This window comes from Nocardioides sp. Z21_20 (genome assembly GCF_059766585.1).
In genome coordinates, this window is sequence record NZ_JCBAJX010000010.1 from 1 (window position 1) to 26,265 (window position 26,265).

A 26,265-nucleotide genomic window follows, 5' to 3' on the forward strand; every position below is an offset into this window, starting at 1 on the left:
GTCGCGACCCGGCAGTGGTACATCCGCAACGGCGGTCGCGACCCCCAGCTGCGCAACGAGCTGCTCGAGCGCGGCAACGAGATCACCTGGGCGCCGCCGCACATGAAGCACCGCTACGACAACTGGGTCAGCGGCCTCAACGGCGACTGGCTGGTCTCGCGCCAGCGCTTCTTCGGCATCCCGTTCCCGGTCTGGTACCCCCTCGACGCGGAGGGCGAGCCCGACTACGCCCACCCGCTGATGCCGTCCGAGGCCGAGCTGCCGGTGGACCCCTCGACCGACGCGCCGCGCGGGTACGACGAGGCACAGCGCGGCCGCCCGGGCGGCTTCATCGGCGACCCCGACGTGATGGACACCTGGGCCACCTCCTCGCTCACCCCGCAGATCGCCGGCGGCTGGGAGTCCGACCCCGACCTGTTCGAGCGGGTCTTCCCGATGGATCTGTGCACCCAGGCCCACGACATCATCCGCACCTGGCTCTTCGCCCGCGTGGTCCGCTCGGTCCACGAGAACGGCGTCGTGCCGTGGTCGCACGCGATGATGTCCGGCTTCGTGATGGACCCCGACCGCAAGAAGATGTCGAAGTCCAAGGGCAACGTCGTGGTCCCCAACGACATCCTCGAGCGCTTCGGCGCGGACGCCGTGCGCTGGCGCGCCGCGATGGCCCGCCCGGGCCTCGACTCGCCGTTCGACGAGACCCAGATGAAGGTCGGCCGCCGGCTGGCGATGAAGGTGCTCAACGCCTCCAAGTTCGTCCTCGGCGGCGTGGGTGCCAGCCAGCTCAACCACTTCGAGGTCAGCGACGCCGTCGACTGTGCCCTACTGGGCAAGCTCGCGGTGGTGATCGAGAAGGCCACCGACGCGTTCCTGGCCTACGACTACACCACCGCCCTGGAGTCGGTGGAGAAGTTCTTCTGGGAGTTCTGCGACGACTACCTCGAGCTGGTCAAGGAGCGCGCGTACGACGCCGAGGGCGGCACCGCGACCGCGTCGGCCCGCGCGACGCTGGCGATCGCGCTGCACGCGCAGCTGCGCCTGCTCGCCCCGTTCCTGCCCTACGTGACCGAGGAGGTCTGGTCGTGGTGGCAGGAGGGCTCGGTGCACCGGCAGTCCTGGCCGGTCACCACCGACCTCGGGGCAGCCGCCGCCGCGGACGGCAGCACGCTCGATGCCGTGGCCGCCACCCTGGCCGGCATCCGAGGCGCCAAGTCGCAGGCCAAGGTCTCCATGCGCGCGGAGCTGTCCCGTGTCGAGGTGCGCGGCCCCGCGGCGCTGGTCGGCGCCGCCGAGTCGGCGGCCGACGACCTGCGCCGAGCCGGCAAGGTGGTCGGGGACCTGGTCTTCACCGTCGACGAGGCCGCCGGCGAGATCACGGTCAGCGCCGAACTCGCCCCGATCGAGACCCCCGCGCCGACCGACTGACCTGTCCCGGGGTGGGGGCTACGGCCCTCGCCCCGGCCACCACGGTGGCGGGACTGGGACCGCTCAGCGGCGCCCGCGGTCGCCGTGCTCCGAGCCGCGCCCACGATCGCCGTGCTCCGAGCCACGTCCCCGGTCGCCGTGCTCCGAGCCGCGCCCCCGGTCGCCGTGCTCCGAACTGCGCCCTCGGTCGCCATGCTCCGAGCCGTGGCCGGGTCCCTGGCCTTGGCCGTGGTGCTCGGTCCGGCCGGCGTCGCGGGCCCGGTCCGGGGCTGCTGCGTGCGCGTGCTCGCCCCGACCGGCCCCGGGGCGCTGGGGCGATCGCTGCTCACCGCCGTGTCCGTACGCGTGTCCCTGCCCGTGCCCAGGCCCGTGTCCCTGCCCCTGTTCAGGCCCGCGTCCGGCTCCCGTGGGGCGCGCGGGCGCGCTCGGTGCCGGCGCCGACGCCGTGGGCCGCGGCTCTCGCGGTCCGGCCGGGCGCAGGTCCGCGCCCGGGGAACGCCGCACGGGTCGGGCCTGCGGCTCTCGGGCCGGGGCCGCCTGAGGGCGCGCAAGGCTCCGCTCCCTCGCCTGGCTCACGACCTCCTGCGGGGGCGGCGCCTGTGCGGCCGGAGCCCCGCCCGGCTCGCCGAGGCTGGGCACGAGGTGCGCCCCGGCGGCGATCACCGCGGGCAGCGCGACGCGCAGGGTCCGCGTCAGCGCGTCGCTGCGGATGGCGTGCACGATCACCAGCGTGCACGCCAGCGTCACCAGGACGAACGCGAACAGCGGGCGTTTGTGCTCGGCACTCACCGGTGGCCTCTCCACGAGAAAGAAGGACGGCCCAGTCTCACCGTTGCCGGCGAGGCGGCCCAACCGTTCAGACGCGCCGACTAGACCATCGCCGCAACCCGCGAGGCGGTGCGACTCAGGCGGACTTCTTCTTCTTCGTCTCGTCCTCGCGCAGCACCAGCGTCGGGGCGACGTCGTCGGTCACCACGTCGCCGGTGACGATCACCTTGGCGACGTCACCTCGCGAGGGCACGTCGTACATCACCAGGAGGAGCACCTCCTCGATGATCGCGCGCAGACCTCGCGCACCGGTGCCGCGCTCCAGCGCCTTGCCGGCGATCGCGTCGATCGCGTCCTTGGTGAACTCCAGCTCGACGCCGTCGAGGTCGAAGAGCTTCTGGTACTGCTTGACCAGGGCGTTGCGGGGCTCGGTCAGGATCTGCACCAGCGCCTCGCTGTCGAGCTTGTTGACGCTCGCGATCAGCGGCAGCCGGCCGATGAACTCGGGGATCAGGCCGAACTTGGTGAGGTCCTCGGGGCGGACCAGCGCGAGCAGGTCCTCCTCCTTGCGCTCGGCGGCACCGCGCACCTCGGCGGTGAAGCCCAGCGTCTTCTTGCCGACGCGCTGCTCGACGATGTTCTCCAGCCCGGCGAAGGCCCCGCCGACGATGAACAGGATGTTGGTGGTGTCGATCTGGATGAACTCCTGGTGCGGGTGCTTGCGCCCGCCCTGCGGGGGCACCGAGGCGGTGGTGCCCTCCAGGATCTTCAGCAGAGCCTGCTGGACGCCCTCGCCGGAGACGTCGCGGGTGATCGAGGGGTTCTCCGCCTTGCGGGCCACCTTGTCGATCTCGTCGATGTAGATGATCCCCGTCTCGGCCTTCTTGACGTCGTAGTCAGCGGCCTGGATGAGCTTGAGGAGGATGTTCTCCACGTCCTCGCCCACATAGCCGGCCTCGGTCAGCGCGGTGGCGTCGGCGATCGCGAACGGCACGTTGAGCATCCGCGCCAGCGTCTGGGCCAGGTAGGTCTTGCCGCAGCCCGTGGGGCCGATCACCAGGATGTTGGACTTCGAGACCTCGACGGTCTCGTCCTTGCTGTGCTTGCCCCCCGAGGGGACGACCCCGGCCTGGACCCGCTTGTAGTGGTTGTACACCGCCACGGCCAGCGACTTCTTGGCCTGCTCCTGGCCGATCACGTAGGAGTTCAGGAACTCGAAGATCTCACGGGGCTTGGGGAGCTCGTCGAGGCTGACCTCGCCGCCCTCGCTGAGCTCCTCCTCGATGATCTCGTTGCACAGGTCGATGCACTCGTCACAGATGTAGACGCCCGGTCCGGCGATCAGCTTCTTGACCTGCTTCTGGCTCTTCCCACAGAAGGAGCACTTCAGCAGGTCGCCTCCGTCACCAATGCGTGCCACGGGCGGTCATCCTCCGATTCGGCCGGCGGATGCCGGCGGTCGTACATAGCGCGTAACGACGGTACCCCGTGCCGCCCCCACAACGGGGACGGACACGGGTTACGTCACGTCACACCAGGGTCTGGGCGTCCTTGAGGGACTCCAGGACCGAGTCGATCAGTCCGTACTCGACAGCCTGGCTGGCGGTCAGGATCTTGTCGCGCTCGATGTCGCGGCTCACCTGCTCGATGTCTCGACCGCTGTGCTCGCTGATCATCTTCTCCAGCAGCTCGCGCATCCGCAGGATCTCGTTGGCCTGGATCTCGATGTCCGAGGTCTGGCCGAAGGTGCCCTCGGTGTAGGGCTGGTGGATCAGGATCCGGCTGTTGGGCAGCGCGAGCCGCTTGCCCGGGGTCCCGGCCGCGAGGAGGATCGCCGCTGCCGAGGCAGCCTGTCCCAGGCAGACCGTCTGCACGTCGGGCTTGATGAACCGCATCGTGTCGTAGATGGCGGTCAGCGCCGTGAAGGAGCCGCCCGGGGAGTTGATGTAGATGCTGATGTCCTGGTCGGGGTTCATCGACTGCAGGCACAGCAACTGCGCGATCACCGCATTGGCGACGTCGTCGGAGATCGGCGTGCCCAGGTAGATGATGCGCTCTTCGAAGAGCTTGGCGTAGGGGTCGATGCGACGGAACCCGTAGGAGGTCCGCTCTTCCCACTGCGGGATGTAGTAGTTCATGCGCTCAGTCCTTCTGCCGGGCCGGGCGGCCCTCGTCGGCGGCCTCTCGGCTGCTGCGGATCACCTTGTCGACCAGTCCGTAGTCCAGCGCCTGGTCGGCGGTGAACCAGCGGTCGCGGTCGGCGTCGGCGATGACCTGCTCGACAGGCTGGCCGGTGTGCTCACTGATCAGCTCGAGCAGCACCTTCTTGATGTGCAGCGACTGCTGGGCCTGGATCTTGATGTCGGAGGCCGAGCCGCCCATGCCCGAGGAGGGCTGGTGCATCATGATCCGCGAGTGCGGCAGGGCGTAGCGCTTGCCCTTGGTGCCGGCGCAGAGGAGGAACTGCCCCATCGACGCGGCCAGGCCCATGGCCACGGTCGCCACGTCGTTGGGGATGTAGTTCATGGTGTCGTAGATCGCCATGCCGGCGTCGACGGAGCCACCGGGGCTGTTGATGTGCAGGAAGATGTCGGCTTCGGGGTCCTCGGCCGACAGCAGCAGCAGCTGGGCGCAGATGGCGTTGGCGTTCTGGTCCCGGACCTCGGAGCCGAGGAACACGATCCGCTCACGGAGCAGCCGCTGGTAGATGTGGTCGTCGAGCCCGTAGGCCGAGGCGCCGCCGTTCATCTCGGGGTGCGTGGATGTCTGGGTCACGGGAGCGACACTAGCCCGTGAGTCCCCCAGTTCCACGGCATATCCGCCGCTGTTCGCCCTCAGCAGATTTCAGCGCCGACGCTGGCCGCCAGGCGTTCGACACTGGCCGCCAGGCGTTCGACGCTGTGCCGCATCGCGCTCTCCAGCTCGTCGGCGTGCTGGGCGCTCCCGCCCAGCGCCACCGGGGCGAACACCCGGCTGAGCAGGGTGAGGCGTCGGGGCACCGGGCGGCGGTGCACCACCCGGGTGCCCCCCGGGTGCGGGTGCAGCTCCCAGATCCAGCGCGCACCGCTGGAGGTGGTGTCCCAGGCGAGCACTCGGCCCGGGTCGAGCACTGCGACCACGTTGCGGGTGGGCCACACCACCAGCTTGCGGCGGTTGACGCCGAGGTAGGACTGCCCCACGCGCAGGCCTCCGGGCCGCAGCGCCAGCATCCGGACCAGCTCCGGGCTCCACTGCGGCATCCGGGAGAGGTCGCTCAACACCGCCCAGACTCGGTCGGGCGGCGCGGCGACGACGGCCTCGGCGTGCAGCTCGCGGGCGGGGTCACGCAGCGACGAGCCGGCTGCCGGCACGGCGCTCATGCCAGCCACTCGCACAGGGCGCGGTGCACCCGGGGGTGGTTGAGCAGCGCGAAGTGGTCGGTGCCGGGGAGGTGGAGGGTCTCGGCGCCGGGGAAGAGGTCGCCCTCGGCACCCCGCCGTCGCCCGCCCCGGCGACCGTGGGCGGACGGCACCGTGACCAGCAGGTCTCCGAGCACGGCGCCGAGCGGGTGGCCCGGCGATCGGGTCAGCGTCGCGGAGACCAGCCGGTAGCGCGCCTGGGGCAGCGGGGGCACGTCGTGGGCCAGGCCGGCGACCAGGTCGTGGATGCCGATCGAGCGGTGGTCCAGGATCCGGCCGAACGCGGCCGACTCCGGCAACCGGGCCAGCGCGCGACTGCCGTGCCCCAGCCCCTGCGCGATCGGCGCGCCGAGGTGCGGCGTGCCGAGCGTCACCACGTCGCTGACCAGCTCGGTCCAGGGGCGCTCCTCGGCCGTCGCGACCGCTCCCCCGGCCCGGATCACCAGCCCACCCAGCGAATGACCGATCAGGGCCACCCGGTCGACGCCGACCGGCCACGCGTCGACGAGCCGCTGCATCAGCGCCGCCAGCGCCACGCCGTTCTCCCGCAGCGCCAGACCGGTGTTCAGGCGCAGGTGCACCGGCGTCCAGCCCCGCTCCGCCAGCGTCTGCGCGTAGGTGGCGCCGACCCGCTCGCGCCCCAGGCTCCAGTAGTCCTCGTTCTCGCACAGCCCGTGCAGGAGCACCACCACCCGGCCGGTGGCATCGGGGAACGCCGCCCGCAGGCCGGCCGGGTCCAGGGGTACGTCGCGACCTCCGACCCGCACGGCCATCGGGATCGCCAGGGGCTGGCCCTGCTCGTGCAGCCGGTCTCCGACCAGGCCGTTGACCGCGGAGCGCACGAAGCGCCCCCGGCCGCCCGCACCCTCCAGCCTCGGTCCCACCCCCTGGCTCGCGGCCAGGTCGAGGCCGGTGGCCAGCGCGCGAAGGGTGAGGCTGGTGCCTGCGTAGACCGGCGTCGCGATCGCGGTGTGGGCCAGCTGGGAGCCCCGGGAGACGCCTCGGGTCGGCCCGTGCAGCGCGCCGTGCACGCGATCCGACCACGCCCGGTGGGTGTCGCGGGCGGTCGCGACGACGAGGTCGTCACAGACCCGGGCGAGCAGCGAGAGGGCGTGCAGGAGGCCGGGCTCGCCGTCGCGATGCGCGCGGGCGCGCCGGGCACCGGGCGCGACACGCCTGAGCGCGTGGGTGGACGTCATGTGCTGAGCATGGGAAGCCCGCAGGCCGCTGTCAACGCTCCGGTGCACATCCGTTCACCCAGGTCGACGGGCAGCGGCGCGACGGGAAATGCGAACGACCCGCCCGAGCTGCTCGGGCGGGTCGTCGGCGACAGGGGGATCAGGCCTCGGTGGGCTTGTCCTTCTCGTCGGCCTCGGCAGCGTCGGCCTCGGGGGTCTCGTCGGCCTCCTCGACCTCGGCCTCGGGGGCCTCGGGCTCACCGATGGTCCCGTCCGGGCGCAGGTTCTTCAGCTCGACCACGTTGCCCGAGGCGTCCTTGACGACCGCCGACTCGACCAGGGTCGCCAGCGCCTTGCCGCGCAGGATCTCCTGGACCAGGTCCGGGATGTGGTTGTGCTCGAACATGTGGTTCGCGAACTCCTGCGGGTCCTGACCGGACTGCTGGGCGCGACGCACCAGGTGGGAGGAGAGCTCGTTCTGGTCGATGCCGAACTCCTCCTTCTTGGCGATCTCGTCGAGGATGAACTGCGCGGCGACCGCGTCACGCACGCGACGCTCGAGCTCGGCCTCGAACTCCTCGAGGGTCTGGCCCTCGTCCTCGAGGTACTTCTCCATGGTGATGCCGGCCATCATCAGCTGCTGCTCGACGTTCTCACGGCGCGCGTTGAGCTCGTCGGTGACCAGGCTCTCGGGCAGCGGGATCTCGACCTTCTCGAGCAGGGCCTCGAGGACCGCGTCGCGGGCCGCGGCGGCCTGCTCGAGGCGCTTGCCCCGGCTCAGGCGCTCACGCACGTCCGCGGTCAGCTCCTCGGCGGTGTCGAACTCCGAGGCGGTCTGCGCGAACTCGTCGTCGAACGCGGGCAGCTCCTGCTCCTGGACCTGCGTGACGGTGACCTCGACCTCGACGGCCTGGCCGACCATGTCGCCGCCGACCAGCTCGGAGGAGAAGGTCTTGGTCTCGCCGGCCTTCATGCCCAGCAGCGCCTCGTCCAGGCCCTCGAGCATGCCGCCGCGACCGACCCGGTAGGACATCCCGGAGACCTCGGCCCCCTCGAGGACCTCGCCGTCCTGGGTGGCCTTGAGGTCGATGACCACGAAGTCGCCGTCGGCGGCCTCGCGCTCGACGTCGCTCAGCGTGCCGAACCGCTCGCGCAGCGCCTCGACCTGCTCCTCGACGTCGGTGTCGGTGACCTCGATGTCCTCGACCTCGGCCTCGAGGCCCTCGTAGGGGGGCAGGTCGATCGCGGGCTTGATGTCGACCTCGGCGGTGAACTCGAGGGTCTCGTTGTCCTCGAACTTCGTCACCTCGATCTCCGGCTGGGCCAGCGGCTCGAGGGAGTTCTCCTGGAGCGCCTCGATGTACTTCTTCGGGAGCACCTCGTTGATCGCCTCGTCCAGCACGGCGGCACGGCCGACCTGACGGTCGATGACCATCGGCGGGACCTTGCCGCGGCGGAAGCCGGGGACGTTGATCTGCTGGGCGATCTTCTTGTACGCCGCGTCGAGGCTCGGCTTGAGCTCCTCGAAGGGCACCTCGACGGTGAGCTTGGCCCTGGTGGGGGTCAAGGACTCGACGGCGCTCTTCACAGGTGTCTCCTTGGTGTTCTCAGTGGTTGCTGACAATGGTGGGGCGTGGCCGGCCCACAGGGTTCTGCTGTGTTCAGGGGCAAGCCGGGCGGTGCAGTTCAGTCGGGGCGACAGGACTCGAACCTGCGGTCTCCTGCTCCCAAAGCAGGCGCGCTAGCCACTACGCTACGCCCCGCCAAGTCGGCCCGGTCTGGCCGGAGCCGCCCTTGGAGCGGATGACGGGAATCGAACCCGCGTAATCAGTTTGGAAGACTGAGGCTCTACCATTGAGCTACATCCGCACGCACTCGCCCGGCTGCCCACACGTGTGCCGGAGTCATGGTGCCACATGGTGCCGTCCGGCCCCCAACCGAGGCGCTCACGCGCGGTGCAGCAGGACCAGCGCGCGGTCGTCGTCCTGGGACCCCAGGGCGTCCACCAGGCGGTCGGCTCCGCCGACGAAGCCCGAGCGCAGCAGCCGCTCGGCCTGGCCCAGCAGCTTGTCGATGCCGAGCCCGATGTCACGCCGGCGGGTCTCCACCATCCCGTCGGTGTAGAGCAGCATCGCGTCGCCCGGGCCCAGGGTCCCTCGCGCGGTCCGGAAGCCGGCGTCGGGGACCAGACCCAGCACCGATCCCTCGCTCTGCGTCACGTGCCAGCGCCCGGAGCCGGCGTGCAGCTGTGCCGCCGGGGGGTGCCCGGCGGTGCGGATCTCGAAGTCCCCGGTGTCCAGGTCCAGGGACAGGTGCACCGCGGTCGCGAACCCCTCGTCCCAGCGCTGGCGCAGCAGGTAGTCGTTGGCGGCGGGCAGGAAGTCCTCGGGCGGGAGAGCCCCGAGCAGGCCGCCGAACGCGCCGGAGAGCAGCAGGGCGCGGGTCCCGGCCTGCTCGCCCTTGCCGGAGACGTCCACGACCGCCACCTCCAGCCGGCTGCTGTCCTCGGCCCGCGCGGCGACCACGAAGTCTCCGGCGAACGGGGTGCCGCCGGCCGAGCGCAGCGCCGCCTCGGCGTGCCAGCCGGCGGGCAGGTCCGGCAGCTGGCCCTGGTTGAGGATGCGGTCGCGCAGGTCGATGAACATCGACTCCCCCATCGCACCGCCGACCCCCAGCCGGGAGCGCCGGAAGGAGGTGAGCAGCACCACGAGCCCGGCCAGGAACAGGATCCCCACCGTTCCCACGACCCGCGCGTCGATCCGGGCCTGCACGGCGACCACGACAGCGAGCCAGCCGAGGCAGTAGACCACGAACCACGGCAGCTGGCGCGGCCCCAGGGTCAGGCTGCCGACGACCAGCGGCAGCACGAAGAAGTTGAGCGGCACGACCTCGGTCCACACCAGGCCAGCGATCCCGCCGAGGGTGACGATGGCGAGGAGCACCCGCAGGCTGGGGTCGGTGTGGGTGTGCACACGCTTGAGGAAGCCGAGCTGCGCTGCTCGGCGCGCGGTGGCAGTGCGCAGCCGCCGCGAGACTGTCAGCTCGCTGTGGCCTCCGGTGACGACACGCGCAGAGGTCATCGGTCCTCCTCCAGCGCCTCAGATGTACTCACTGTACGGCCCGCGAGCGGAAGCGCGGCTGGCAACGCGGGCACCAGAACAGGTTCCTCGCGGCCAGCACCTCGGTGCGGACCGCGGTGCCGCAGACGTGGCAGGGCTGTCCGGCGCGCCGGTAGACGTAGACCTCTCCCCCGTGGTCATCGACGCGCGGGGGGCGCCCCATCGCCTCGGGGGTGTGCTGGGGGCGCACGGTGTCGATCCGGTTGGCCTCGACGCCCGCCGCCATCAGCTCCACGAGGTCGTCCCAGATCGCCCGGAACTGCGAGACCCGCAGCGTGCTCCCCGCCCGCAGCGGGTCGATGCGGTGCCGGAACAGCCCCTCGGCGCGGTACACGTTGCCGACTCCGGCCAGCACGCTCTGGTCCATCAGCAGCGCCCCGATGCTGGCCCGGCTGCGGCGCACCCGGTCCCAGGCCCGGGTCCAGTCGGCGTCGGCGCGCAGCGGGTCCGGGCCGATCCGGGCGATCACCGCGTCGCGCTGCGCGGGGGTGAGCAGGGCGCAGGTCGTGGCCCCGCGCAGGTCGGCGTAGGAGACCGGCGCATCGGGGGCGACCAGCCGCAGCCGCACCTGCCCCACCGGGTCGGGCACGTCCTGGACGCCGGTGTGCACGGCGAGCTTGCCGTACAGCCCGAGGTGGACGTGGACGAGCCGCTCCCCGGCGAAGGCGAGGAACAGGTGCTTGCCCCAGGCCTCGGCGGCCTCGAGCACGCTGGCGTCGAGCAGGGCGGCCGCGTCGGCGAAGCGCCCCTGGGGGCTGGCGACGCGTACGCGGCGGCCGGCGAAGGCGTGTGAGAGGTCGCGCGCCAGGCGGTGGAGGGTGTGACCCTCAGGCATTCGGGCCCTTCAGGGCGGACTCCGGGAGCGGCGGCAGCTCGCGCGTGGTCTCGTACTCGCCGACCTGTGCGATGCGCCGCACGTGGCGCTCGTCGCCGCTGAAGGCGGTGGAGAGGAAGACCTCCACGAAGCGGGTCATCTCCGCCAGCGTGTGCATCCGGCCGCCGACCGAGATCACGTTGGCGTCGTTGTGCTCGCGGGCGAGCACGGCGATCTCCTCGGACCACACCAGGGCCGAGCGCACGCCGACGACCTTGTTGGCGGCCATCTGCTCGCCGTTGCCGGAGCCGCCGATCACCACGCCCATGCTGTCCAGGCCCTCGGCCTGCTCGGCGGCCACGCCCTCGGCGGCACGCAGGCAGAAGACCGGGTAGTCGTCGAGGGCGTCGTAGACGAAGGGGCCGTGGTCGACGACCTCGTAGCCGTTGTCGACCAGCCAGGCGAGCAGGTGGTCCTTGAGTTCGAGGCCGGCGTGGTCGGAACCGAGGTGAACGCGCATGGCGCCATCCTCTCAGTCGCGACAGGCCCGCAGGAAACCGGCCACCTGCTGCATCAGCGGCTCTGCGGCGTCGAATGCGTCGGGGTGACGCCAGAAGCCGTGCACCTGCCCCAGGTAGCGGGTGGCCACCACCCGGACCCCGGCCTCGGCCAGCAGCCCGGCCAGGTGCTCGGCCTCGTCGCGCAGCGGGTCGTGCTCGGCGCTGACCACCAGCGTCGCCGGCAGCGTGTGCAGCCGCGGCGAGAGCAGGGGCGCCAGGTCCGGGTCGCGCAGGTCCTCGGGGCGCGCGGCGTACTGCGCCCAGTACCAGGCGGCCTCGGCCGCGTCGAAGCCCTCTGCGGCGGCGTAGGAGTCGAAGCCCTGGGTCGGGTCGAGGAACGGGTAGATCAGCACGACCCCCTGGAAGCGGCCGTGGTGGCGCAGGGCGGCCACCAGCGCGAGGTTGGCGCCGGCGCTGTCGCCGTGCAGGTACGTCGGCCCGGCCAGCCCCAGGGACCCCGCGTGGGCGTCGAGCCAGGCCACCACGGTGTCGACGTCGTCGGGCGCCGCCGGGAACCGGTGCTCGGGCGGTCGCCGGTAGTCGACGCTGAGCACCGCCTGCCCGCAGCGGTTGGCCAGCCGGCGGGCGGCGGCGTCGTGCACCTCGACGTCGTTGAAGACGAATCCCCCACCGTGCAGGTGCACCACCACGCCCGGGGCGGCGTCCGGCGCGCCGCCGGCCGCCGGCCGGTACAGCCGGCACGGCACCCCGCCGGCATCCAGGTCGCGCACCTCGGCGACCTCCTCGCGGGGCTGGGCGGCGGCCGCGGCGCGGGCGGCCGCCCGCGCCGCGGCGATGTCGTAGCCCGGCTCGTGCACCTTGGGCTCGACCGCGTGCGCGTCGACCGCGCGCCGCGCCTGGGGGTGGAGCATCAGCGCCCCATCAGCGCGTCCAGCCCCACCGCCATCGCCGCCGCGACCCGGAAGTCGACGCGCTGGTCGGGCACCCGGACCGTGTACTTGTCGCGCAGCGCCATCTGCCGCTCGCTAGACATCAGCAGGGCCCCGGACGGGTCCTTGAAGTCGAAGTGGACGGCCAGGAACGGCAGGTCGGTGAAGCGGCGCAGCACCGCGACGGCCTGGTTGCGCTCCTGGCCGGTCCCCGTGTAGCCGGGCCCCTCGATGTGGAAGGTGGAGCGCATCAGGCTGGCGCCGAAGTCCTTCTTGAAGAAGCCGATCTGCTTGCCGGTCTCGTCGGTGACGTCGTAGCCGGAGCCGAGATCGATCGTCTTGCGGGCCTTGAACCCGAACACGGGGCGGGTCTTGGCGGCGTCGGCGTAGAAGGTGACCTGCTCCTTGAAGGCGAGCCGCTTCTGCTCGGCCAGCGCCATCAGCTGCCCCTCGCTGCCGTCGGGGTTCATCGCGACGATCTCGTAGCGGTTGATCATCATCGTGATCTTCTGCTTCACGTAGAAGCCCGGCAGGTACATATCGGCAGTCATGGCCGCACCTTAGTGGCCGCACCGCTGAGCAGGATCGCGCGACACGACGGACCTGAGACTCCCTAGCCTCCCGGAACCAGACCTGCGAGGAACGGAGCACGAGGATGCGACTGGACGGCAAGGTGGCGATCGTCACCGGTGGAGCGGGCGGCATCGGGCGCGGCATCGTGCGCGCGTTCGTCAAGGAGGGGGCGCGCGTCCTGTTCGTCGACGTCCAGGCCGACCTCGGCGGCGAGCTGGCCGCGGAGCTGGGTGAGCGCGCCTGCTTCCTGGCCCAGGACATCTCGGTGGAGGAGAGCGCGCCGGTCATCCGCGATGCCGCTCTCGACGCCTTCGGCGCGATCGACGTGCTGGTGAACAACGCCCACGCCTCGCGCCAGGCGACCCTGCTGGAGTCCACCCAGGAGATGTTCGACCTCTCCTTCAGCACGGGCTTCTACCCGGCCTTCTGGCTGATGCGGGCCTGCCACCCCGAGCTGGCCCGGACCCGCGGCTCGGTGATCAACTTCGGCTCCGGGGCGGGGCTGAGCGGCAACCCGCGCCAGCTGACGTACGCCGCCGCGAAGGAGGCGGTGCGGGCGATGAGCCGGGTGGCCGCGCACGAGTGGGCCCGCGACCACATCAACGTGAACGTGATCTGCCCGCTGGCCCGCACCGAGGGCGTGGACGCCTTCATCGCCGAGCACCCCGAGCAGGAGCAGCTGCTGCTGCGCGGCACCCCGCTGGGCCGCCTCGGCGACCCCGAGTCCGACATCGGCCGGGTGGCGGTCTTCCTGGCCAGCGAGGACGCCTCCTACATGACCGGGCAGACGCTGATGGTCGACGGCGGATCGATCATGCTGCGCTGAGGACCCGATCGCCTCGCTAGTCGGCGATCAGCTCGGCACCGGGGTGGGCCCGGTGCCAGGCGGCGATGGCCTCGTCCCACTGCTCACCGCTCAGCGTGGTCAGCGTGGGCGGGAAGAGCCCGTCCTCCTCGCGCAGGATGTGCTCGCCCAGCTCGGCCATCTCGTGTCGGACCCGCTCGACCTGCTCGGGCACGTCGAGGTCCAGCGCGCTCAGGAACGCGTCCAGCGCACGGTGCTCGGCGACCAGCGGCGCGACGTAGTCGGCGTAGAGCTCCTCGGTCTGCGCCATCACCTTGAAGACGCCCTCCTCCTCGCCCTGCCAGTGGCTGCGCAGCAGCGGCACCATCTGCGAGAAGTAGCCGGCCGCCGCCGCCCGCTCGCCCTGGTCGAGGGCCCGCAGGGCGTGATCGGCGAGCTCGGTGATCTGCTCGTGCTCGGCGATGTAGTCACGGATAAGCGGGATCTGGCGGCAGCCGCAGTAATGACACATGCGGCTCAGCCGGCCAGCCGGGCCAGCTCCTCGTCGACGACCCCCGGATCGAGCTTGGTGAAGACGGGGGTCGGCTTGGCGACGGGGGTGCCGGCCACCACCGGCGTGCGGGCCCAGCGCCGCGCACCGGTGTAGTCGCCGGTGATGATCGGGTACGACGCCCCCCCGTCGAGGTCCTCGGCCTCCTCCAGACGCGGCATCGGCTGGACGTCGCCGGCGCCGCCGAAGACCTCGTCGACGGTGTTGGCCGTGAACGGCAGGAACGGCGAGAGCACCGTGTTCAGGTCCGAGACGCACTGCGTCATCACGTGCAGGATCGTGGCCAGCCGCTCGCGGTCGGCCGGGTCCTTGGCCAGCTTCCACGGCTCGTGGTCGGTGACGTACTTGTTCACCTCGGCGACCGCGCGCATCGCCTCGCCGATGGCCGCCTTCTGCCGGTGCCGGGCGATCAGGTCGCCGACGACGCCGAAGGCCGCCTCGGTGCCGGCCAACGCGGCACGGTCGGCGTCGGTGAGCTCACCGGCGGCCGGGATCTCGCCGAAGTTCTTCGCCACCAGCGTGGCGGTGCGGTTGACCAGGTTCCCCCAGCCGGCGACCAGCTCGTCGTTGGTGCGGCGCACGAACTCCGACCAGGTGAAGTCGCTGTCCTGGTTCTCGGGCCCGGCCGCGGCGACGAAGTAGCGGAACGCGTCGGGCTGGTAGCGCGCGAGCATGTCGCGCACGTAGATGACGACCTTCTTGGAGGAGGAGAACTTCTTGCCCTCCATGGTCAGGAACTCGCTCGAGACGACCTCGGTGGGCAGGTTGAGCTCGCCCAGGGAGCCCGGCCGGCCGCCGTACTTCCCCTTGCCGGAGTAGGCCAGCAGCTCGGCCGGCCAGATCTGGCTGTGGAAGGTGATGTTGTCCTTGCCCATGAAGTAGTACGACAGCGCCTCGGGGTCGTTCCACCAGGAGCGCCACGCGTCGGGGTCCCCCGTGCGCCGCGCCCACTCGATGCTGGCCGAGAGGTAGCCCACGACCGCGTCGAACCACACGTAGAGCTTCTTGGTGGGGTTGTCGCGCCACCCCTCCAGCGGCACCGGGATGCCCCAGTCGATGTCGCGCGTCATCGCGCGCGGCTTGATCTCCTTGAGGATGTTCTGGCTGAACCGGATCACGTTGGGCCGCCAGGTCCCCGACGCCTCGCGCTCGTCGAGCCACTCCTTGAGCGCGTCGGCCAGCGCGGGCAGGTCGAGGAAGAAGTGCTGGGTCTCGATGAACTCCGGCACCTCGCCGTTGATCTTCGAGCGCGGGTTCCTCAGCTCGTGCGGGTCCAGCTGGTTGCCGCAGGCGTCGCACTGGTCGCCGCGGGCGCCCTCGGCGCCACAGATCGGGCAGGTGCCCTCGATGTAGCGGTCCGGCAGGGTCCGCCCGGTGGACGGCGAGATCGCGCCGTAGGTGGTCTTCTCGACGAAGTAGCCGTTGTCGTGGACGCCGGTGAAGAGCTCCTGGACCACGGCGTAGTGGTTCGGCGTGGTGGTGCGGGTGTAGAGGTCGTAGGAGACCCCGAGCCCGCAGAGGTCCTGCGCGATCATCCGGTGGTTGGTGTCGGCGAGCTCCTGGGCGCTGACGCCGGCCTCGTCGGCGGCGATCAGGATCGGGGTGCCGTGCTCGTCGGTGCCGGAGACCATCAGCACGTCGTGCCCGGCCATCCGCATGTACCGGCTGAAGACGTCGGAGGGGACGCCGAAGCCGGCGACGTGGCCGATGTGGCGGGGGCCGTTGGCGTAGGGCCAGGCGACTGCGGACAGGACTCTGCTCATGGGGTGATCCTAGGAGGAGGGGTCGGCACGGGCGACGGCGCGTCAGCGGCCGAAGCTGTCGGCGCGCTTCTGGGCGCGGCGCCGGATCTTCGGGAGGAGGTCGTGCAGGTCCCCACCCGGGCAGGCGGTGTGGTTGGTGTCGCGGTGCCCGTCGATGACCGGCAGCCGGACCCGGCGGCCCTCCGGGTAGAGGTCGCTGCCCTGGGAGAAGACCGGGACGACGCCGGTCGGGCGCCGGTTGGCCCGGTCGAGCTTCCAGGCCGCCACCCGGACCAGGCTGGTCACCGCCCGCGCCCAGGGGGCCGAGCCCTCGTGGTTGCCGATCAGCGCCACCCCGACCGAGGTGTGGTTGAAGCCCAGCGTGTGCGCCCCGCGCACGTGCCGGTTGGGGCCGCCGGCCCGTCCCACCCAGATCCGGCCGAACTTGTCGATCAGGAAGTTGTAGCCGAGGTCGGACCAGCCCAGGCTGCGGGTGTGGTAGCTGTACATCCCGCGGATGATGGCCGGCACCTCGGCGCGGGTGTAGGAGTTGCTGGTCGCCGTGTGGTGTACGTGCACCTGCTGGAGCCGGCGGTTGTAGCGCGGAGCGCTGGTGCGCCACGACTCGTCCGCACCCCACTGGGGCCTGCGGAGCAGCACCGGCCGCGGGGCGGCCTTGGGCCGGGCGGCCCGTCGAGCGACGGCCCCGCCGGCCCCCGTCCGGCCCAGCCGGGCATCGGCGCGGCGCACCTCGGGGTTCAGCAGCACCAGGGCGAGCCCGGGCGGCTGCTGGCCGCGCACCCGGACCTGGACGGCGTCGGACTCCTCGACCCACAGCGGCTGGGTGCCCCGGGCCCGGACGGCCCGACCCTCCCCCGCGTCCGGCTGGTCGCTCAGCGACGGCGCGTCCTGCCACGGCGCCCAGCCGTCGGCGGTGCGGGTGCGCACGGCCAGGTCGGGGGTCCGGGCCCGGCCCTGCCACGTCAGCGCCACCATCCGGAACGCCGAGGTCGTCACGGTGGTGGTGCGGCGCACCTCACCGCCCGCGCGGGTGCGCTGGAGCACGCCGCCCAGCGGCACCTCCGCGCGCGGCACCCCCGAACCGGCGTCGTCGCTGAGCTGGACACGCGCGGGGGCCGGGAGCGCCTCGGCGGGCCCCGTCGCGACGGCCGGCGGCGGGCCGAGCAGGGTCGCCACCAGGGTGACGACGGTGGCGGGGAGAAGGACACGGACACGGGCAGGCGGAGGAAGCAGACTCATCGCGGCCCATCCTGCGTCATCACCGCCCACGCCGCCCACCTGACGCGACGCCCAGGGGCAACTACAGTCCGGCGCGCAGCACCGTGCACGTGGTCCAAGACGCGCCCGAGCTCGACGACCGGGTCCTGTGCGACGCCCTCACCACCGTCGCGGCCAAGCAGCGTTCGGCCCAGGACCTCGTCGGGGCCCTCGGCACGGGGCTGCGCCAGGTCCTGCTCGGCCGGCTCGAGGAGGACGCCGCGGAGGCTGCCCAGGCGGCGATGGCCGCGGTGATGGTGGCCGCCACCGTGGCTACCACGACGGGCAGCGGCTGAGCCCCGCTCGCGGGGCTCAGCTGAAGTCGAGGTCCCCGGTCCGCGAGCGCTTGAGCTCGAAGAACTGCGGGTACGCCGCGAGCGCCACCGCGCCGTCCCAGACCCGGCCGGCCTCCTCGCCGCGCGGGATGCTCCCGAGCACCGGCCCGAAGAACGCCACGCCGTCGATGGCGATGGTCGGGGTGCCCACGTCGTCGCCGACCTGGTCCATGCCCAGGTGGTGCGAGGCCTTGATCGCCTCGTCGTACTGGGTGCTGTCCATCGCCTCGACCAGCTCGCCGGGCAGGCCGGCCTCGGCGAGCGCCGCCGCGAGGAGCTCGCGGGAGATCGGCTGCTCCTGGAGGTGGATGCGGTTGCCCATCGCGGTGTACAGGTCGGCGAGCACCTCCTTGCCGTGCGCCTGCTCGGCGGCCATGCAGACCCGGACCGGGCCCCAGGCGCCGGCGAGCCGGTCGCGGTACTCCTGGGGGATGTCCTTGTCCTGGTTGAGGTAGGCCAGGCTCATCACGTGCCAGGTGACCGAGATGTCGCGCACCTGCTCCACCTCCAGGACCCACCGCGAGGTGATCCAGGCGAACGGGCAGAGCGGATCGAACCAGAAGTCAGTGTTGGTCATGCCAGCAGTCAACCCGATGCCGTCGAGCGTCATTCCCTCACCGGCGCCCCGGGCCGCGGCCGGGCGCTGATCAGCGCCGCCCCAGGACCCGTACCACGCCCCGGGCCCGGGAGCCCCCGATCACCTCGCTGCCGGCGTAGACCACCCGCACCTGGTGGCGGCCCGCCCGCAGACCGCGCACCAGCACCCGCGCCTTCCCCGCGACCAGCCGGCGGGTGAGCTGACGGCCGCCGACGCTGAGGGTGAACCTGGTCGTCGGTGCCGTCGTGCCCTCGACGTCGAGACGTATGTGGAGCAACGCGCGGCCGCGACGACCGCGTGTCGCGAGCACCAGCGCGGAGGTGGTGCGGACCGCCGACCCCAGGGTCAGGGTCTGGGTCGAGCTCCGGTAGCCGCTGCGGGTCAGGTCCACGCGCACCGACATCCGGGCGCCGAGGTCTGCCGGACCCAGGACGTAGCTCGAGCCGGTGGCCCCGGCGATCGGCTGACCGTCGCGCAGCCAGGTGTGGCTCAGCGTGGCGTCGGCCGGGGCGTAGCTGCCCGGCTGGACGCTGAGCTCACCGCCCAGCCGCCCCGCCCCACGCAGCACGAAGGGTCGCTGCACCTCGATGACCGGCGCGAGCACCGGGCCGGCGGCGCTCGAGCGCGCGACGGCCTGGCGGTAGCCGGCCGCGCGGGCCCGGACCACGGCGGTGATGGTGCGGTCCACCTGCTCCTGGCCCAGCTCGAGACGCCACCCGGTGGCGCCGGGGATCGGCTTGCCGTCGGCGTGCCACTGGACGGTGCTGGTGGCCGGCGTCGGCTGCCAGGAGCCCGGGGAGGCGACGAGGACCTCGTCGACCTGTGCGGTGCCGCTGATGGTGGGGGGCGCGGCGGGACGCAGGGTGCCCAGCGCGACGGCGGCGGTGGCCGCCGAGGTCGCCTTGGCCGTGACGTAGCCGGGGCTGGTGGCGGTGACCTGCACGCTCAGCTGCTTGCCCTGCTGGGCCGCGGCGGGGGTGAACGTCTCGGTCGTCGCGCCGGGGATCGCCACCCCGCCGGCCAGCCACTGCACCGAGGTGGTGGCCGCGGGCGTCCACGTCCCGGTGGTGGCGCGCAGCGCGGTACCGACCGCGGGCGTGCCGACGATCGCCGGCGCGGCGGTCGCGGCCACGGCCTTGTCGGCGAAGTGGATGAACCCGGTCGGCCAGCCGCGGCCCGCGCGGGTGATCCGGCGCCAGTGGAAGTCCCCGCCCCAGCTGTCCTCGGAGACCACGATCTCGGTGCTGGAGACGACCTGCTCGATGAAGGCGACGTGACCGCTGGACCCGCCTCCGGGCGAGCCCGCCTTCCACCAGGCCACCGCGCCGACCATCGGGGTGGTGTTGGTGAGCCGGCTCATCGCGACGCCCCAGTTGGTCGCGTTGCCGCTGCCCGACCACGGTCGGGTGTTGGGCATCCCCCCGGCCACCAGTCGGTAGGCGACGTAGTTCGTGCAGTTGTGGCCGGAGTACATGCGCCACCACATGGTCGAGCCCGCGGTGGCGTAGCCGGCGTGCGGATAGCCGGCCTGCTTGCACTTGGCGTAGCCCGTGCACAGGTACGACGAGTCGGCGGAGGCCGGCGCGGCGGGGGCGACGAGGCTCAGGCCCGCCCCGGTCACGAGGGTGAGAAGGGTCGCCACGAGACGCTGACGGTAAGGATGAGGCGGCTGTGGCACGTGAGTACCTTAGTGAAAGAAGTCAAGCCTGACACGCCGAGGGGACAACTACATTGCTGTAGTTTTCGGCCGCAGGCGCGGTGGAGCGCCGCCACGGCGGCGGGTGAGAGGATGCCCGCATGCCTGGAACCAACCTCACACGGGAGGAGGCGGCCACTCGCGCCGCTCTCCTCGACGTCACGTCCTACGCCATCGACCTGGACCTCACGACGGGTGAGACCACCTTCGGATCGACCACCACGATCCGCTTCTCGTGCACCGAGCCCGGCGCCTCCACCTTCGCCGACCTGGTCGGCGCCACCGTCCACGAGATCACCCTCAACGGCCGCAGCATCGAGCCGGCCGCGGCCTACGCCGACAGCCGCATCCAGCTCGACGACCTGGCGGCCGACAACGAGCTGGTCGTGCGCGCCGACTGTGCCTACAGCCGGACCGGCGAGGGCCTGCACCGCTTCGTCGACCCCGCCGACGACCGGGTCTACCTCTACAGCCAGTTCGAGGTCCCCGACGCCCGCCGCGTGTACACGACCTTCGAGCAGCCCGACCTGAAGTCGGTCTTCACCTTCACCGTCTCCGCGCCGTCCCACTGGAAGGTCGTCTCCAACGCGCCGACGCCGCAGCCGCGCGACGCGGGCGACGGCACGGCCGTGTGGGCGTTCCCCGCCACCGAGCGGATGTCCACCTACATCACCGCCCTGGTGGCCGGCGAGTACCACGAGGTGCGCGACACCTACGAGGGCCGGCACGGCTCGATCTCGCTGGGCCACTTCTGCCGCCAGTCGATCAAGGACCAGCTCGACGTCGACGAGCTCGTCGCGATCACCAAGCAGGGCTTCGCCTTCTTCGAGGAGGCCTTCGACTACCCCTACCCCTTCGGCAAGTACGACCAGCTCTACGTGCCGGAGTACAACATGGGCGCGATGGAGAACGCGGGCTGCGTGACGTTCCGCGACGAGTACCTGCCCCGCTCGCGCCAGGTCCACGCGTTCTACGAGCAGCGCGCCAACACCGTGCTGCACGAGATGGCGCACATGTGGTTCGGCGACCTGGTCACCATGCGCTGGTGGGACGACCTGTGGCTCAACGAGTCCTTCGCCGAGTGGGCCTCGCACCACGCGATGGTCAACGCGACCGAGTACACCGAGGCGTGGACGGGCTTCACCAACGCCCGCAAGAACTGGGCCTACCGCCAGGACCAGCTGCCCTCGACGCACCCGATCGCGGCCGACAACTTCGATCTGGAGGCGGTCGAGGTCAACTTCGACGGCATCACCTACGCCAAGGGCGCCTCGACGCTCAAGCAGCTGGTGGCCTGGGTCGGCATCGAGGAGTTCCTGGCCGGGCTGCGCAGCTACTTCAAGGCCCACGAGTTCGCCAACTCCGAGTTCAGCGACCTGCTCGCGGCCCTGGAGCGGTCCTCCGGGCGTGAGCTGGCGACCTGGGCGCAGGAGTGGCTGCAGACCTCCGGGGTGAACACGCTCAGCCCGGCGTTCGAGCTGGACGCCGACGGGGCCTTCTCCTCGTTCTCGGTCCGGCAGACGGCCGACGAGCAGTTCCCGACGCTGCGCCGCCACCGCATCGGCGTCGGCCTCTACGACCTCGTCGAGGGGCGGCTGGTGCGACGGACCTCCGTCGAGATCGACGTCGCCGGCGCCAGCACCGACGTGCCGGCGCTCGTCGGCGAGCCCCAGCCCGATCTGGTCCTGCTCAACGACGGCGACCTCACCTACGCCAAGATCCGTCTCGATGAGCGCTCGCTGGCGACCGCGGTCGCGCACATCGACAAGGTCGACGACTCCCTCGCCCGTGCCCTGCTCTGGGGCGCCGCCTGGGACATGACCCGCGACGCGGAGATGAGCGCGAGCGACTTCGTCGCGCTGGTGCTGCGCGGCATCGGCACCGAGACCGACCTGACCGCGGTCAGTCGGCTGCCCGTCTACGCCCGCACCGCGGTGAGCTACTATTCCGCCCCCGCGGGTCGCGATGCGCTGGCCGCCCGCTGGGAGCAGGGCCTGCACGAGCTGCTCGACGCCGCCGAGGCCGGCTCCGACCACCAGCTGGCCTTCGCCCGCGCCTTCGCCGCCGCCGCCCACAGCGACGCCGCCCTGGACCGGGTGGCGGGCCTGCTGGAGGGCCGGGTCTCCCTCGAGGGCCTGGCCGTCGACACCGACCTGCGCTGGACGCTGCTCACCACGCTGGCGCGCGAGGGCCGCGCCGACGAGGCGCGGATCCTCGAGGAGGCCGCGCGCGACAACACCATCTCGGGGCAGGAGCGCGCCGCCATGGCGCTCACCGTGCGCCCCACCGCCGAGGCGAAGGCCCAGGCCTGGCGCGACGCGATCGAGCGCGACGACGTGCCGAACGAGACCCAGCGCCAGATCGCCGCGAGCTTCCAGGTGAGCGGTCAGGCCGAGCTGCTCGCGCCGTACCTGGAGAGGTACCTCACGGTCGCCGAGACGATCTGGGAGGACAAGGGCACCCAGCGCGCCTCCACGGCGCTGGAGTACATGTTCCCGATGCCGTTGGTCTCCGAGGAGGTCCTGGCCCGCCTCGACGAGTGGCTGGCGGCCTCGCAGGCCAACCCGGCCGCGAAGCGCTACGTCCGTGAGGGCCGCTCCGACATGGCGCGCGCCCTGGCCGCCCAGCGCAAGGACGCCGGCGCCTGAGCGCAGGCGAAAGCCAAGAACGCGAGCCGCCCCCGTCCAGATCGGACGGGGGCGGCTCGCGTTTCAGGGGGATTCGGCCGGAGCTCAGCCCCGGCGGGCGTGGGCGGCCAGCATCTGGATGCCCCGGCGCAGCCCGCCGACCAGGTCGTCCTGGGCGAAGTCGGAGGTCATCTCCATCGCGGCGAGCTCGGTCTCGGCGTCGCTGAGGTGACGGCGAACCTCGCGGCCGGTCACGATCTCCACCACCCGGGCGTCCGGGTCGACCATGATCAGCACGCTGCGCGCCGGTGCGGCCAGCGTGTTGTGCAGGCTGGTGGCGAAGGCGTGCGGGTCGCCCTCTGCGGTGCCCACGAAGACCGAGAACTCGCAGCGGCTCAGCTCCTCCGCGGTGCGGATGGTGGCATCGATGTCGCGCCGCTCGGCGTCGGTGAAGCGATCACCAGCGGGCACGAGCGCCACCGGCCTGGGACTCGGCGTTGTCGGGGTCGGCTCGCTCGGCGGTCCCCTTGCGGGGTCCACCGAACCACTCGTCGGCGCTGTGGGCGCCGGGCGCCCGCTTGTTGCCGCTCGCCAGCGACGGCAGCATCACCAGCAAGGTGATCACCAGCGCCAGCAGCACCGGCGCGCCGACGATGATGCCGATGGCATCGAGCGTGTTCACGGGCTCGGGGTCGCTCCAGCGCTCGGGGACGTCGGCGAGAGCGGGCGACGCGGTCAGCAGGAGGCCGGCGGTCGCCACCGTCACGACGACAGCGCGGGCGGCACGGCGGGGGGCGGAGGTCTTCGACTGGGCGGTCACGCGGCCAAGGATATCGGCTGATCGCCACGGCGCTCCCCCGCGTCTCCCCGATGGGCTTTCCGGCGCCACTCCCCCGCCCCTCCCGGCTCTTCACCAGCCCACCCCGATACTGGTCGTCATGTTCGGACTGGAGCCTGTCGACCCGTGTGAACCCAACCAAGCCATCTCATGTCGCGCCGTGTGGTGGATGAGCGGCAACGAGACCGCCGCCCAGACCGCGGAGGTACTGCTGGGCAAGCCGACCGCCGTACTGGCCCTGATCCTCTTCGGCCTGCTCGCCCGCTGGGTGCTGCACCGGCTGATCGACCGGGTGGTGGCGCGCGCCGAGGAGGGCGTGCTGCCCAGCCGGGTGAGCCGGATGAGTCTGGGCCAGACGCCCCTGGCCGCGGGACTGAGCAGCTCTCCGACCAGCCAGCGCCGGGTGCAGCGGACCCGGACCATGGGGTCGCTGCTCAAGAGCATCCTCACCGGTGTCGTCTTCGCGATCACGACCGTGATGGTGATGGCGGAGTTCGGCGTCAACATCACGCCGATCATCGCCAGCGCCGGGATCCTGGGTGTCGCCCTCGGCTTCGGCGCGCAGAGCCTGGTCAAGGACTTCCTCTCGGGCATCTTCATGATCTTCGAGGACCAGTACGGCGTGGGCGACGTGGTCGACCTCGGGGAGGCCAACGGGACCGTGGAGGCGGTGGGCCTGCGGGTCACCCGCCTGCGGGACGTGAACGGGACGGTCTGGTACGTGCGCAACGGCGAGATCCTGCGCGTGGGCAACATGAGCCAGAACTGGGCCCGCTCGGTGATCGACGTCGGTGTCGCCTACCACGAGGACCTGGTCAAGGTGCGCCGCGTGCTCCAGGAGGTCGCCCACGACCTGTGGCAGGACGACGACTTCAAGGGGCTGGTCATCGAGGAGCCCGAGGTGTGGGGCGTCGAGGCGCTCGCCGCCGACGCGGTGACCGTCCGGGTCACGCTGAAGACCGCGCCGATGGAGCAGTGGGCCGTGGCGCGCGAGATGCGCGAGCGGATCAAGGCGCGCTTCGACTACGAGGGCATCGAGATCCCCTTCGCCCAGCGGGTGATCTGGCACCGCGAGGGCGAGGCCGAGGCCCGCCCGGACCCGGCCCGCGACACCCACCACCCCGCCGGCTGAGCGCCCCGGACGACGAAGACGGCCGTCGCCTCCCTGTCGGGGAGGCGACGGCCGTCTTCGTCTCGGCCGGCTCAGGCCAGCGAGGCGTCCAGCGTGATGGTCGTGCCGGCGAGCGCCTGGCTCACCGGGCAGCCGGCCTTGGCGCCCTCGGCCGCCTCCACGAAGGCCTCGGCGGAGATGCCCTCCACGGTGCCGACCACGGTCAGCTTGATGCCCGTGATGCCGGTGCCCGGGGTCAGCTCCACGTCGGCGGTGGTCTGCAGCGACGTGGGCGGCGTGCCGGCCTTCGTCAGCGCCGCCGAGAGCGCCATCGAGAAGCACGACGAGTGGGCGGCCGCGATGAGCTCCTCGGGGCTGGTCTTGCCGTTGGCCTCCTCGGCCCGCGAGGGCCAGGAGACGTCGAAGGTGCCGACGCCCGAGGACTGCAGCGTCACCTTGCCGGCCCCCTCGAGGAGGGTGCCTTCCCAGTTGGTCTGGGCGGTGCGGGTGGTTGCCATCGATCTGACTCCTTGCGTCGGGGACGGGTTGCGCCCCGAGTCTTCCACGTCGCACCCACCCCAGGGGGTCTCGGTCAGGCCCGGTCGGCACAATGGGGCGGGTGAGCACGTTCTACGACGAGGTCGGCGGTTACCCGACGTTCAAGCGCATCGTCGACAGGTTCTACGAGGGTGTCGCCACCGACGAGATCCTGCGTCCGATGTACCCCGAGGAGGACCTCGGGCCGGCGGCTGAGCGCTTCACCAGCTTCCTGGTGCAGTACTGGGGCGGCCCCACCACCTACTCCGAGCAGCGCGGGCACCCGCGGCTGCGGATGCGGCACGCGCCGTACGCGGTGAACCCGGCCTCCAAGGAGCGCTGGCTGCTGCACTTCCGCGAGGGCCTCGACGAGGTCGCGCTGCCGCCGGAGCAGGACGCTCAGCTGTGGGACTACGTCACCCACGCGGCGCAGTTCATGATCAACACCGGGCAGTGACCCGACCGCGGCGCTGACCGGCCTGAGCGCCGGCGCTCAGTCGAGCATCAGCCTCTCCACCACCTCGCGCACCTCTTGCGGCGGTGCGGCGGGGCGCTGGGTCTCGGGGTCGAAGAAGACCATCACCACGCGGGCCCGGGCGGCGAGGACGTCCCCGTCCCGGATCTCGGACTCGATCACCATCGAGGTCCGCCCCAGGTGCGTGATCGTGCTCCACACGTCGTAGGGCTCGGGCCGGAACAGGATCGGCACCCGGTACTCCACGTCCGTCTGCGCCACCACCATCCGCAGGCGGGCGATGGTGCGGCCCAGTCCGTGGGAGAGCCGGTCCACGAGCAGGATCCTGGCCTCCTGGAAGTACTCGAAGTACTTCACGTTGTTGACGTGGCCGTAGACGTCGACGTCGGAGAACCGCACGTGCAGGGGGTAGTGCCCGAGCTCGCTGGGCCGGACCCCGCCCAGGACCGCCGGCTCCCCCACCGGCGGGTCCTCCAGGAACCCGGCGAGCATCTCCCTCTCCTCGCCCCGCAGCCGGCGTGGGCGCTCCTGCTCGAAGACGTACGGCGTGAGCACGGTGCTGGCGCGCAGGTAGACGTGGCGCCCCTCGGCGGTCTCGTCGAAGATCTCGTAGGACATCGTGAACGTGGCCGCCCGGATGTCGGTGACCCAGCACTCGATGCTCACCGGCGCGAAGCGGAACTTCAGCGGGGAGCGGTAGTGCACCTCGTGGCGCACCACCACGAGGGCCTCGGCGAGCTCACCGGCGGCGCGCTGCGGATCGTGCGTCAACAGCATGTCGACGCGCGCCTCCTGCAGGTAGTCGACGTAGGTCACGTTGTTGACGTGGTTGAGCACGTCCATGTCGGCCCATCGCAGGGGGCACTGATAAAGGTGGCGCACACCACGGATGATGGCAGGCCCCCTGGCACTAGGCTGTGACCTGGGTCCCTGTTGGAACACGTTCCACCG

Annotated in this window: 26 protein-coding genes and 2 tRNA genes; 6 read left to right on the forward strand and 22 right to left on the reverse strand. The window is 71.7% G+C overall.

Going from position 1 to position 26,265, the window contains the following annotated elements; translation table 11 throughout:
• A partial coding sequence (locus tag AC6EH9_RS14920; RefSeq protein ID WP_498424213.1) for a class I tRNA ligase family protein occupies positions 1-1,422 on the forward strand: 1,422 nt, incomplete at its 5' end.
• A gap of 904 nt (positions 1,423-2,326) precedes the next feature.
• Here AC6EH9_RS14920 and clpX read toward each other — a convergent pair.
• From clpX to AC6EH9_RS14985, 13 genes are all read right to left on the reverse strand, one after another.
• Positions 2,327-3,610, reverse strand: coding sequence for an ATP-dependent Clp protease ATP-binding subunit ClpX (gene clpX, locus AC6EH9_RS14925; protein WP_498424214.1), 1,284 nt, complete (start codon positions 3,608-3,610; stop codon positions 2,327-2,329).
• A gap of 109 nt (positions 3,611-3,719) precedes the next feature.
• Entirely contained in the window at positions 3,720-4,328 is a 609-nt protein-coding gene (locus AC6EH9_RS14930; RefSeq protein WP_498424216.1) for an ATP-dependent Clp protease proteolytic subunit, read from the reverse strand.
• 4 nt (positions 4,329-4,332) lie between these two features.
• Positions 4,333-4,938 (reverse strand): ATP-dependent Clp protease proteolytic subunit, encoded by a 606-nt coding sequence (locus AC6EH9_RS14935; RefSeq protein WP_498424367.1) that lies wholly within the window; start codon positions 4,936-4,938, stop codon positions 4,333-4,335.
• Between the two features lie 86 nt (positions 4,939-5,024).
• The gene (locus tag AC6EH9_RS14940; RefSeq protein ID WP_498424217.1) at positions 5,025-5,549 is read right to left on the reverse strand and encodes an SRPBCC family protein; all 525 of its coding nucleotides are present in this window, start codon (positions 5,547-5,549) and stop codon (positions 5,025-5,027) included.
• The gene (locus tag AC6EH9_RS14945) at positions 5,546-6,787 is read right to left on the reverse strand and encodes a lipase family alpha/beta hydrolase (protein WP_498424218.1); all 1,242 of its coding nucleotides are present in this window, start codon (positions 6,785-6,787) and stop codon (positions 5,546-5,548) included. Before AC6EH9_RS14945 ends, AC6EH9_RS14940 begins: the two co-directional genes overlap by 4 nt.
• 139 nt (positions 6,788-6,926) lie before the next feature.
• Positions 6,927-8,354: a trigger factor gene (tig, locus tag AC6EH9_RS14950; protein WP_498424219.1), complete on the reverse strand. Its 1,428-nt coding sequence runs from the start codon at positions 8,352-8,354 to the stop codon at positions 6,927-6,929.
• A gap of 102 nt (positions 8,355-8,456) precedes the next feature.
• A tRNA-Pro gene (locus AC6EH9_RS14955) sits at positions 8,457-8,529 on the reverse strand.
• Between the two features lie 32 nt (positions 8,530-8,561).
• Positions 8,562-8,635, reverse strand: a tRNA-Gly gene (locus AC6EH9_RS14960).
• A gap of 77 nt (positions 8,636-8,712) precedes the next feature.
• Complete coding sequence (locus AC6EH9_RS14965; protein WP_498424220.1) at positions 8,713-9,846, reverse strand: PP2C family protein-serine/threonine phosphatase; 1,134 nt, start codon at positions 9,844-9,846, stop codon at positions 8,713-8,715.
• A gap of 28 nt (positions 9,847-9,874) precedes the next feature.
• Positions 9,875-10,720, reverse strand: a complete 846-nt coding sequence (locus AC6EH9_RS14970) for an Fpg/Nei family DNA glycosylase (RefSeq protein ID WP_498424222.1) — start codon at positions 10,718-10,720, stop codon at positions 9,875-9,877.
• Positions 10,713-11,219: a ribose-5-phosphate isomerase gene (locus AC6EH9_RS14975; protein WP_498424223.1), complete on the reverse strand. Its 507-nt coding sequence runs from the start codon at positions 11,217-11,219 to the stop codon at positions 10,713-10,715. Before AC6EH9_RS14975 ends, AC6EH9_RS14970 begins: the two co-directional genes overlap by 8 nt.
• 12 nt (positions 11,220-11,231) lie before the next feature.
• A complete protein-coding gene (locus AC6EH9_RS14980; RefSeq protein ID WP_498424224.1) occupies positions 11,232-12,131 on the reverse strand; it encodes an alpha/beta hydrolase in 900 nt (299 codons plus the stop codon).
• Positions 12,131-12,700: an LURP-one-related family protein gene (locus AC6EH9_RS14985; protein WP_498424225.1), complete on the reverse strand. Its 570-nt coding sequence runs from the start codon at positions 12,698-12,700 to the stop codon at positions 12,131-12,133. The genes AC6EH9_RS14980 and AC6EH9_RS14985 overlap by 1 nt, the downstream gene beginning before the upstream one ends.
• 104 nt (positions 12,701-12,804) lie before the next feature.
• Between AC6EH9_RS14985 and AC6EH9_RS14990 the strand changes: the two genes are divergently transcribed.
• The gene (locus AC6EH9_RS14990) at positions 12,805-13,548 is read left to right on the forward strand and encodes an SDR family NAD(P)-dependent oxidoreductase (RefSeq protein WP_498424226.1); all 744 of its coding nucleotides are present in this window, start codon (positions 12,805-12,807) and stop codon (positions 13,546-13,548) included.
• A 16-nt stretch (positions 13,549-13,564) separates the two neighbouring features.
• Here AC6EH9_RS14990 and AC6EH9_RS14995 read toward each other — a convergent pair whose 3' ends face one another.
• From AC6EH9_RS14995 to AC6EH9_RS15005, 3 genes are read right to left on the reverse strand one after another with little or no spacing between them, the layout of a single operon-like run.
• Positions 13,565-14,038, reverse strand: coding sequence for a hemerythrin domain-containing protein (locus tag AC6EH9_RS14995; RefSeq protein WP_498424227.1), 474 nt, complete (start codon positions 14,036-14,038; stop codon positions 13,565-13,567).
• Between the two features lie 5 nt (positions 14,039-14,043).
• Positions 14,044-15,840 (reverse strand): methionine--tRNA ligase, encoded by a 1,797-nt coding sequence (metG, locus tag AC6EH9_RS15000; RefSeq protein ID WP_498424228.1) that lies wholly within the window; start codon positions 15,838-15,840, stop codon positions 14,044-14,046.
• Positions 15,841-15,882: 42 nt separating this feature from the next.
• Entirely contained in the window at positions 15,883-17,079 is a 1,197-nt protein-coding gene (locus tag AC6EH9_RS15005) for a peptidoglycan recognition protein family protein (RefSeq protein WP_498424229.1), read from the reverse strand.
• 89 nt (positions 17,080-17,168) lie between these two features.
• On the opposite strand from AC6EH9_RS15005, the gene AC6EH9_RS15010 reads away from it, so the two are divergent.
• Positions 17,169-17,393: a hypothetical protein gene (locus tag AC6EH9_RS15010; RefSeq protein ID WP_498424230.1), complete on the forward strand. Its 225-nt coding sequence runs from the start codon at positions 17,169-17,171 to the stop codon at positions 17,391-17,393.
• A 16-nt stretch (positions 17,394-17,409) separates the two neighbouring features.
• Here AC6EH9_RS15010 and AC6EH9_RS15015 read toward each other — a convergent pair whose 3' ends face one another.
• Together AC6EH9_RS15015 and AC6EH9_RS15020 are read right to left on the reverse strand one after the other, a co-directional pair.
• Complete coding sequence (locus AC6EH9_RS15015) at positions 17,410-18,009, reverse strand: mycothiol-dependent nitroreductase Rv2466c family protein (RefSeq protein ID WP_498424231.1); 600 nt, start codon at positions 18,007-18,009, stop codon at positions 17,410-17,412.
• Positions 18,010-18,079: 70 nt separating this feature from the next.
• Complete coding sequence (locus AC6EH9_RS15020; protein WP_498424232.1) at positions 18,080-19,672, reverse strand: CHAP domain-containing protein; 1,593 nt, start codon at positions 19,670-19,672, stop codon at positions 18,080-18,082.
• A 155-nt stretch (positions 19,673-19,827) separates the two neighbouring features.
• Between AC6EH9_RS15020 and pepN the strand changes: the two genes are divergently transcribed.
• Positions 19,828-22,374: an aminopeptidase N gene (pepN, locus tag AC6EH9_RS15025; RefSeq protein ID WP_498424233.1), complete on the forward strand. Its 2,547-nt coding sequence runs from the start codon at positions 19,828-19,830 to the stop codon at positions 22,372-22,374.
• An 84-nt stretch (positions 22,375-22,458) separates the two neighbouring features.
• On the opposite strand, the gene AC6EH9_RS15030 is transcribed toward pepN, so the two are convergent.
• Positions 22,459-22,824: a DUF5130 family protein gene (locus AC6EH9_RS15030; RefSeq protein WP_498424234.1), complete on the reverse strand. Its 366-nt coding sequence runs from the start codon at positions 22,822-22,824 to the stop codon at positions 22,459-22,461.
• Positions 22,811-23,173 carry a hypothetical protein gene (locus AC6EH9_RS15035; protein WP_498424235.1) on the reverse strand — a complete coding sequence of 121 codons (363 nt, stop codon included), beginning with the start codon at positions 23,171-23,173 and terminating at the stop codon, positions 22,811-22,813. The genes AC6EH9_RS15030 and AC6EH9_RS15035 overlap by 14 nt, the downstream gene beginning before the upstream one ends.
• Before the next feature lie 187 nt (positions 23,174-23,360).
• On the opposite strand from AC6EH9_RS15035, the gene AC6EH9_RS15040 reads away from it, so the two are divergent.
• Positions 23,361-24,323, forward strand: a complete 963-nt coding sequence (locus tag AC6EH9_RS15040; protein ID WP_498424236.1) for a mechanosensitive ion channel family protein — start codon at positions 23,361-23,363, stop codon at positions 24,321-24,323.
• A 71-nt stretch (positions 24,324-24,394) separates the two neighbouring features.
• Here the strand turns inward: AC6EH9_RS15040 and AC6EH9_RS15045 are convergent, their stop codons facing one another.
• Entirely contained in the window at positions 24,395-24,820 is a 426-nt protein-coding gene (locus tag AC6EH9_RS15045; protein WP_498424237.1) for an OsmC family peroxiredoxin, read from the reverse strand.
• A gap of 92 nt (positions 24,821-24,912) precedes the next feature.
• Here AC6EH9_RS15045 and AC6EH9_RS15050 point away from each other — a divergent pair, with 92 nt between their 5' ends.
• Positions 24,913-25,296, forward strand: a complete 384-nt coding sequence (locus tag AC6EH9_RS15050) for a globin (protein WP_498424238.1) — start codon at positions 24,913-24,915, stop codon at positions 25,294-25,296.
• Between the two features lie 36 nt (positions 25,297-25,332).
• On the opposite strand, the gene AC6EH9_RS15055 is transcribed toward AC6EH9_RS15050, so the two are convergent.
• Entirely contained in the window at positions 25,333-26,256 is a 924-nt protein-coding gene (locus AC6EH9_RS15055; RefSeq protein WP_498424239.1) for an acyl-CoA thioesterase, read from the reverse strand.
• Positions 26,257-26,265 lie beyond the last annotated feature (9 nt).

Bases quoted from the DNA above. Each gene is read 5' to 3' on its own strand.
- AC6EH9_RS14995 (WP_498424227.1), bottom strand. From the start codon at position 14,038: ATGTGTCATTACTGCGGCTGCCGCCAGATCCCGCTTATCCGTGACTAC.
- AC6EH9_RS14935 (WP_498424367.1), bottom strand. From the start codon at position 4,938: ATGAACGGCGGCGCCTCGGCCTACGGGCTCGACGACCACATCTACCAG.
- AC6EH9_RS15015 (WP_498424231.1), bottom strand. From the start codon at position 18,009: ATGACCAACACTGACTTCTGGTTCGATCCGCTCTGCCCGTTCGCCTGG.
- AC6EH9_RS14940 (WP_498424217.1), bottom strand. From the start codon at position 5,549: ATGAGCGCCGTGCCGGCAGCCGGCTCGTCGCTGCGTGACCCCGCCCGC.
- AC6EH9_RS15005 (WP_498424229.1), bottom strand. From the start codon at position 17,079: ATGAGTCTGCTTCCTCCGCCTGCCCGTGTCCGTGTCCTTCTCCCCGCC.
- AC6EH9_RS14945 (WP_498424218.1), bottom strand. From the start codon at position 6,787: ATGACGTCCACCCACGCGCTCAGGCGTGTCGCGCCCGGTGCCCGGCGC.
- AC6EH9_RS14990 (WP_498424226.1), top strand. From the start codon at position 12,805: ATGCGACTGGACGGCAAGGTGGCGATCGTCACCGGTGGAGCGGGCGGC.
- AC6EH9_RS14980 (WP_498424224.1), bottom strand. From the start codon at position 12,131: ATGCTCCACCCCCAGGCGCGGCGCGCGGTCGACGCGCACGCGGTCGAG.
- AC6EH9_RS14970 (WP_498424222.1), bottom strand. From the start codon at position 10,720: ATGCCTGAGGGTCACACCCTCCACCGCCTGGCGCGCGACCTCTCACAC.
- AC6EH9_RS14975 (WP_498424223.1), bottom strand. From the start codon at position 11,219: ATGCGCGTTCACCTCGGTTCCGACCACGCCGGCCTCGAACTCAAGGAC.
- AC6EH9_RS14985 (WP_498424225.1), bottom strand. From the start codon at position 12,700: ATGACTGCCGATATGTACCTGCCGGGCTTCTACGTGAAGCAGAAGATC.
- AC6EH9_RS15050 (WP_498424238.1), top strand. From the start codon at position 24,913: ATGGGGCGGGTGAGCACGTTCTACGACGAGGTCGGCGGTTACCCGACG.
- AC6EH9_RS15045 (WP_498424237.1), bottom strand. From the start codon at position 24,820: ATGGCAACCACCCGCACCGCCCAGACCAACTGGGAAGGCACCCTCCTC.
- pepN (WP_498424233.1), top strand. From the start codon at position 19,828: ATGCCTGGAACCAACCTCACACGGGAGGAGGCGGCCACTCGCGCCGCT.
- metG (WP_498424228.1), bottom strand. From the start codon at position 15,840: ATGAGCAGAGTCCTGTCCGCAGTCGCCTGGCCCTACGCCAACGGCCCC.
- AC6EH9_RS14930 (WP_498424216.1), bottom strand. From the start codon at position 4,328: ATGAACTACTACATCCCGCAGTGGGAAGAGCGGACCTCCTACGGGTTC.
- AC6EH9_RS14965 (WP_498424220.1), bottom strand. From the start codon at position 9,846: ATGACCTCTGCGCGTGTCGTCACCGGAGGCCACAGCGAGCTGACAGTC.
- AC6EH9_RS15040 (WP_498424236.1), top strand. From the start codon at position 23,361: ATGAGCGGCAACGAGACCGCCGCCCAGACCGCGGAGGTACTGCTGGGC.